The sequence below is a fragment of the Arenibaculum sp. genome (assembly GCF_035998295.1).
Classification (GTDB): Bacteria; Pseudomonadota; Alphaproteobacteria; order Azospirillales; family Azospirillaceae; genus DASYHS01.
In genome coordinates this window covers 23,613-30,697 of the sequence record NZ_DASYHS010000073.1, presented here as the reverse complement: position 1 = coordinate 30,697, position 7,085 = coordinate 23,613, and the positions used below count along the sequence as shown (strand labels likewise).

Here is a 7,085-nt window from a genome sequence, read left to right as displayed (position 1 = left end):
CGGCGCTCGCGCAGCTGGCGCGAGCGCCACAGCCAGGGGGCCTCGACGCGCCCCGCCCACATGCCCGCTCGGCGCGACTGCGCCAGCGCCTGGAAGCGCACGTAGTCCGGTGCGAGCCGCACCGCCGCGAACGCCCAGCCGCGCAGGACCATGGCGCCGGCAACGCTGATCCCTCCGATGCGGCAGGTCGCGGCGGTCCGGCCGTCGCCCGTTTCGTGACGGATGTCGCAATCGACCTCGCGGCCGGCGAGCAGCCGGTCCAGCATGGCCCGAGCCTCCGCGCCGCAATCGTAGACGTAGCCCAGCCTGGTCCGGCAGGTCTGCCCGGGATCGGGGGCATCGATGCCATGCAGCCGGATCTGCCGCCCCTCGACCAGGACGAGGTCGCCTTCCACCGCGGAGGCGATGCCCCGGACCGAGGTGGCGGCCGCCGAACCGGCAATGCCGGCCGAAGCCAGGAGGGCGGCGCAGGCAAGTGCGGACCCCAGGGAGCGGAACTGCGCGGACACCATGGGCCGAGCATCCCGCAAGCCCGCTTAATCGGGGGTTAACCAGAGACCGGAACGGGCAACTCGACGGCAGGTGCCGCTCCGACCATGGCCGTCGCGGCTGGTCGCGCAGCCGGACCTGCGGGATGCCGGCAGCGGGGAGGAGCCACGGAGTGTCCTCCTCGTTCCGGTAGAAAGAACAATCGGCAGTCAAGAGGCGGCTTCGGAGCCCTGCCCGGCGGCAGCGCGCCTTGCCAAGACGCCCTTCCGCGGGTTATGGCGAGCCAACCGGGGCTACATCCTGCAGCACCCGGTCGGGGACGGAACACCGATGGCCTGGACGAAGGCGGAGACGGGAGGCGTCGACTGGGTGCGGTTGATGCCGGGGCTTTTCGTGGTCCTGTGGAGCACGGGGTTCATCGGCGCCAAGTTCGGCCTGCCCTACGTGGAGCCGCTCACGTTCCTGCTGATCCGACTTTCGATCGTGGCGGCCGTGCTGGGTCTGGTCGGCGTGGCGCTGCGCGCGCCCTGGCCGAAAAGACCCATCGACGCGCTGCACGTCTCGGTAGCCGGCGTCCTGGTCCATGGGGTCTATCTCGGCTGCGTGTTCAAGGCGATCTCCCTCGGCTTGCCTGCCGGGGTGTCGGCGCTGGTCGTGGGGCTGCAGCCGTTGCTCACGGCGGCACTCGTCGGTCCGCTGCTGGGCGAGCGGGTGAGCGGCCGCCAATGGGCGGGCTTTGCGCTCGGCCTCGCGGGCGTTCTCCTCGTGGTGTGGGAGAAGCTGGCGCTCGACCCGGGCTACGGTGCGGGACTGGCGCTATCGGTGGTGGCGCTTCTGGGGATCACCGCCGGCACGCTGTACCAGAAGCGGTTCTGCTCGGGCATGGACCTGCGCACGGGCACCGCCATCCAGTACGCGGCGACCTCGGCCCTCCTGCTGCCGCTTGCCCTGGCACTGGAGACGATGGAAGTCCGGTGGACGAGCGAGTTCGTCTTCGCGCTGGCCTGGCTGTCGCTGGTTCTCTCGGTCGGGGCGATCTTCCTGCTGTTCGCGCTGATCCGGCGCGGCGCCGCGGCCCGGGTGGCAAGCCTGTTCTACCTGGTGCCTCCCGTAACCGCACTCACGGCCTGGGCCCTGTTCGACGAGCGGCTGGGATTGTCGGCGCTGGCGGGCATGGGCCTCGCTGCGGCTGGCGTTGCCCTCGTCAACCGTCAGCCGCGCTGAGGGTGGCGACGCGCGGCGGCGGAAAGACCCCGTCCCGCGGGCGACCGTGGGACGGGGCGAGGGAGGACCTGGTCGGGAACTGGCAGGACCGGGTCCGGGACCTCAGGCAGCCGCGACGCGCCGATGCTCGATCGGAAGGCGGTTGGGAACTCTCAAGGCGAGATGGAGCAGAAGTTCGTCCAGGTCGGATACGTCGGCGGCCGACGCGTGGATCGCGGAGGTCTCGACCATGCCGGCAAACCCGACGTCGAGGCAGGCCTCCTCGAGACCGGCCGAGACACACGCCTCGGTTGCATCATCTTCGCGTCCGGGATTGACCAGCATCAGCACGACGCCACCGTCCGGCAGGCGACCGACGATGCCCTTGCGGCCGAAGGCGCAGGCTACGGCCAGATGGCCGTAGCCGTCTCCGTCGCCCGAAAACACGAACCTGAAGAGCGAAATGTGAACACCCGTCGCGCGCAGCAGATGCAGTGCGCGGGCGAGTTCCTGCATCCCCGAGGACGGGGACGCGGCCGGACCGTCGCGGTAGATGCGCGGACGCAGCGGCAGGCGAAGCTCGGTTCCCCTCGGAAAAACGGTCATTTTTCTCTCCCGTTCGGGAAGTACCCCTCCGATGACGGACCGGCCTTCCTCTACCACTCACGATAGGGGTGCCGACCTCGACCGGTCGTGGAACAAAGCTGTGACAGGAGGGGTAAGCCGCGCGTAAGCCGGGCGGGGCGACTTCAGGCCAATGGCAGCTCTATGCGGATCGCCAGCCCTCCGACGTCACGGTTGCGTGCGGTGACGTTCCCGCCGACGGCCTCGATGTTGCGTCGTACGATCCAGAGGCCGATGCCAAAATGCGGCTCCTGTACCGCCGGGGCAGGTTGCGCAAGCGCGGGCGCGACGGCAACCACGCCCGGGGCGCTGCGCATCGCGGCGGGAAGCGAAGGCATCTCCGGCGTATCGCGCTGGGAGAAGTAGCGTTCGAAAATCCGTTCCAGGTTGGCGGCGTCGACGCCCGGCCCCTCGTCCTCCACCGTGAGCACGGCACGACCGCCGGCTCGTGCCAGCCGCACCGTCACCGCACCGTTGCCCGGGGAAAAGCTGATCGCGTTCTCGACGACGTTCTCGACGACCGTTTCGAGCAGTTCCTCGCTGGCGCGAACGACGACGCCCGGGCCGACGGTCATTCGCAGGTTGAGGTGGCGCTCGACGAGCAGGGTCGTGTAGCCGTTGAGCATCCGCTCGACCAACTCGGAGAGGTCGACCTTCCGGCGCGGCGGCTCCAGCAGGTCGGCCGCGGCCTCGTCCATGCGCCGGGCGAAGGAGACGAGCCCGTCGAGGCGCTCGGCCGAGCGCTCGATCATGTCGAGCGCCCGGCGGCCGCGCGGGTCGGTGGAGGGTACGGTCCGCTTCAATGGTTCCAGCGACTGGCGGATCACCGCGATGGGGGTCTTGAGCGCATGCGCATTGTCCTCGGCCGCGCGGCGGAGGTTATCGGCCGAGCTGCGCATCATGTCGACGAGGCGGTCGAAGTCCTCGGCCACGCTCTTCAACTCTGGCACGGTGTTCTGCCCCGCGAAGGAGCCGCCCCTGCCTTCGCCCGATCCCATGCGGCGCGCGAGGTTCCCGAACCGGCGCAGGCTGTTCCACACCCCGAGGAACAGGAGCAGCACCAGGGCCGCCATCGCGAGATAGATCAGAGCCGCGGCCTGGATTTCGGGCGTGTGCCAATAGGGCTGGCCGATCGAGGAGCCGAGATACCAGGGCGTGGTGTGGGAGGTGACGAGGGCCCAGCAACCGAAGGGCGTGTTGACCGGCGTGACCGACGTCAGCAGTTCGGTTCCGCCAGTCGCGGTCGGCACCCGGATCGCAAGCGGCATGTTGCCGGTACAGCTCTCCGCCAGGCGCCCCAGGACACCCTGCTCGATCAGCCGCCGGCGCTCGATGTCCAGGTTGACGTTGGACTCCTTCGGCGCCGCGCCGACATAGAAGAAGCCCTGGGCTCCCGGTACGCCGGACGGCCTCAGCAGCAGCTTGAGCCGGGTGGTTCCGTCCGAGAAGCGATCGAGTTCCTCGCCCAGGCGGGGCAGCGCCATGGTATCGGCCCGCGCCAGGGCCGGCTCGAGCCCGCGGGCGATCAGCAGGCCCTGCTGCATCGCGCTCTCGAGCAGGAGGGCCTGTTTCTGGGCGTCCGCTTCGCGGAGCTGCTGGTAGATCAGCAGTGGAACGGCGATGAAGACGACCGAGACCAGCACCAGCCGGCTCGCGAGCGAACGCAGCACCCATCGGGCACCGGCGCGGACACGCCCGCTCGGCATGGGGTCAGCCCTCGTCGTCCTCGATGTCCATCCGCCCGCGTTCTTCCTCGCTCCAGCGGTAACCGAAGCCGGGATAGTTGTGGATCAGCTCGAACTCTCCATCGACCGCCCGGAACTTCTGCCGTATCCGTTTGATGAAGGCGCGGACATTGGCCCGGTACCCGGCCGGCCCGTAGCCCGCCACGAAGCCCTTGCCGTGAACGAGGTCGTAGATCTCGCGATAGGATACGTCCTGGCCCGCCTTGGCGACGAGCAGCTTGACGATGTTGAACTCGGTCAGGGTCAGGTCGATCCGTATCCCCTTCCAGAGGGCGCGGCTCCCGTCCAGGCGAAGTTCGAGCTCGCCCCGCAGCACCGTCCCGCCGGAGAGCGAGTCCTGTTCGGGCGTCTCGCCTTTCCTGCCCTCCAGGATGATCTGCATGCGCTTCAGCAGGATCGGCAGCGACCGCGACTTCTCCACGAAGTCCACGGCGCCGCCGGCGAGCGCCGCCTCCTCGTATATCTGGTCGGACAGTACGGTGAGGAAGATCACCGGCACCTCGACCCCCTCGGCGCGCAGGTGACGCAGCACGTCGATGCCGTCCATCCGCGGCATGCGCCAGTCCAGCAGGACGATGTCCACCTGCCCGCCGGATTGGAAGAAGTCGAGCGCCGGCTGCCCGCGGTTGAAGGGCACGACCTCGAAGCCCTCGTCGCTGAGGTTCATGCCCAGGGATTCGCGGAACAGGTCGTCATCGTCGACCAGGGCGATCCTGACGGCCGGTGCGCTAGCTCCGACGGCCTGTGGCCGTGCGGTCTGAAGCCTGGGCAAGGAGCTGTGCGAAGCACTGTTCATGGACATTGGGGGCATCGTCGCTGCTCGTCAGTTCGTAGGACAGGGCACGGAAGTCCTGCGTCGTCATCTCCATGAAGAAGAACACGCGCAGAACACAGGATTGCGTCGCATACTGCCAATATTTCGCTGGCGGAACGTCTTCGGTCCAGGTCGGCTCGCCGAGCAGGCCCACGATCGTCTGCTCGTCCATGCCGACGAGACGGCGTGGATCGGTGAAGGGCCCCGTAGGATCGCCCGGGGCGGCGGCCGCGCCCGTTCCGGAGGACGGACCGCCGGCCGCCGCGGCGCCCCGGGCGGCGGAGATCTCGGCTGCCGACGCGACCGTCTGATCGTGCCTGGGTTTCTGCCTGGGCAGAGGCGCGGGGGCCACCGGGGCGGCCACCTGCGGCGCGTTTCCCGTGGCCGGTGCGAGCGTCTGCGCGCACGAGGTCAGGAGAAGTGCGCTCAGCACGAGATTGGTCGCAATACTGCGCAAAGAAAACCTCCGCACGATGGGTGCCTGACATGCCTGCACGACGGGCAAGGGCGCGACCCGACGGTGCGCCCGGTGTCGGCCGTCCCGTCTGATTCGTGCCCCATGTCGAGCCCGGGCCACCTCACGGTCGGCCCCGTCACGCTGCATCGATCCTATGACTAATTGAAGGCGAACTGGTGAACAGAAGCTTAACCATAACCCACGGCTCCAGCCCGTACCACCAATGCGCAGCCATCGCAAGCCCCTCATGCCGTTTAAGACCTTCGCCCGGATGCAGGAACGGGACACGGCGACGTGGTATAGCGCCCATGCAGGTTCCGCCGGAACGGGATGCTTGAACGCCCCGCGCCGCTGCGCTTGACTGCCCTGCGCCGGCTGCTGCCGATCGGGGCGGGCCTGTCGAGACGGGAAGAGAAACGGATGAAGCCGCGGTTGGAAGATCGCTCGCGGGCGGACGCGCCAAGCACGCTCCGCATCACGCTCACGGTGTTCCTGCCGTTCGCGCTGGGATATTTCCTTTCCTATCTCTTCAGGACCGTCAACGCGGTGATCGCCGAACCGCTGACGGCCGAACTCGGTTTCAGCGCCGCGGCGCTCGGATTGCTGACGAGCGCCTATTTCGTCACCTTCGCGGCGTTCCAGATGCCGCTCGGCATACTGCTCGACAGGTTCGGACCGCGGCGCGTCGAAGCGGCGCTCCTGCTGGTGGCGGCCGCGGGAGCGGCAGTCTTCGCGACGGGAGACGGGATCGTGTCTCTCGCGACCGGCCGGGCATTGATCGGGCTCGGCGTCTCGGCGTGCCTGATGGCGGCCTTCAAGGCCAACGTGATGTGGTGGCCCAAGGAGAAACTGCCGCTCGTCAACGGCTGCTTTCTCGCCGCCGGCGGGTCGGGCGCCGTGTTCGCGACCACGCCCGTCGCGGCTCTGCTCGAGGTCACCGACTGGCGCGGACTGTTCCTGGGCCTCGCCGCCGTCACTCTTCTGGCTGCGATACTTATCTGGCTCGTCGTCCCGGAGCGCGACGGCGGCGGCCGGCGGGAGGGGCTCGGAGAGCAGGTGCGGGCTGCAGGCCGCATCTATGCGAGCGGCACCTTCTGGAAGATCGTGCCGGCCTTCGTCCTGCAGCAGGGCGTTTTTCTGGCCTATCTCGGCCTGTGGGCCGGCCCCTGGTTCCGCGACGTCTCCGGACTCGACCGCGACGGCGTCGCCGAGCACCTGCAATATACCGCGATCGCCATGGTGGTCGGCTTCCTGACGCTGGGGGCGCTGGCCGAGCGCCTGTCCAGGCTGGGCATTCGTCCGATCGTCGTCGCGGGAACGGCGATGGGGTTCTGCGCGTTGTCGGGCATTCTCCTGGTGGCGGGAGTCGACCAACCCCTCCTCTTGTGGGTTTCCTTCGCCTATCTTGGCAGCGCTTCTTCCTTGAGCTACGCGATCTTGAGCCAGTCCTATCCGCCGGAGCTGGCCGGGCGGGTAAATACCGCGGTGAACATGCTGGTCTTCATCCTGGCCTTCGTGCTCCAGGCCGGCATCGGCTCCGTGATAGAGCTGTTCGATCCGATCCCCGGCGGCTACAGCCCGGTCGGACACCGTGCCGCGCTCGGCATGCTCGTCGCGGCCCAGGTCGCAAGCCTGGTCTGGCTCGTCTGGCCGACGCCCCGGCACACGACGGTAGCGCGCAGACCGGCCTGAAGCCGCGACCGCCGGAACCGTCTCCCGATTCGCCGACGGACCCCCTTTCGAAGGGAATCGG

7 protein-coding genes are annotated in these 7,085 nt (G+C 68.6%); 2 read left to right on the top strand and 5 right to left on the bottom strand.

Annotated features, from left to right (window positions below; genetic code table 11):
- A partial coding sequence (locus VGO20_RS08540; RefSeq protein WP_327501896.1) for a thermonuclease family protein occupies positions 1-512 on the bottom strand: 512 nt, incomplete at its 3' end.
- Between the two features lie 307 nt (positions 513-819).
- Here VGO20_RS08540 and VGO20_RS08535 point away from each other — a divergent pair.
- Positions 820-1,713, top strand: coding sequence for a DMT family transporter (locus VGO20_RS08535; RefSeq protein WP_327501895.1), 894 nt, complete (start codon positions 820-822; stop codon positions 1,711-1,713).
- A 102-nt stretch (positions 1,714-1,815) separates the two neighbouring features.
- Here the strand turns inward: VGO20_RS08535 and VGO20_RS08530 are convergent, their stop codons facing one another.
- The 4 genes from VGO20_RS08530 to VGO20_RS08515 form a co-directional block, all read right to left on the bottom strand.
- Entirely contained in the window at positions 1,816-2,298 is a 483-nt protein-coding gene (locus tag VGO20_RS08530; RefSeq protein ID WP_327501894.1) for a hypothetical protein, read from the bottom strand.
- A 143-nt stretch (positions 2,299-2,441) separates the two neighbouring features.
- Positions 2,442-4,022, bottom strand: a complete 1,581-nt coding sequence (locus VGO20_RS08525) for a sensor histidine kinase (RefSeq protein WP_327501893.1) — start codon at positions 4,020-4,022, stop codon at positions 2,442-2,444.
- 4 nt (positions 4,023-4,026) lie between these two features.
- Positions 4,027-4,857 (bottom strand): response regulator transcription factor, encoded by an 831-nt coding sequence (locus VGO20_RS08520; protein WP_327501892.1) that lies wholly within the window; start codon positions 4,855-4,857, stop codon positions 4,027-4,029.
- Positions 4,790-5,380: a hypothetical protein gene (locus VGO20_RS08515; RefSeq protein WP_414639787.1), complete on the bottom strand. Its 591-nt coding sequence runs from the start codon at positions 5,378-5,380 to the stop codon at positions 4,790-4,792. Before VGO20_RS08515 ends, VGO20_RS08520 begins: the two co-directional genes overlap by 68 nt.
- Before the next feature lie 372 nt (positions 5,381-5,752).
- On the opposite strand from VGO20_RS08515, the gene VGO20_RS08510 reads away from it, so the two are divergent.
- Positions 5,753-7,024 (top strand): MFS transporter, encoded by a 1,272-nt coding sequence (locus VGO20_RS08510; protein ID WP_327501891.1) that lies wholly within the window; start codon positions 5,753-5,755, stop codon positions 7,022-7,024.
- Positions 7,025-7,085: the final 61 nt, after the last annotated feature.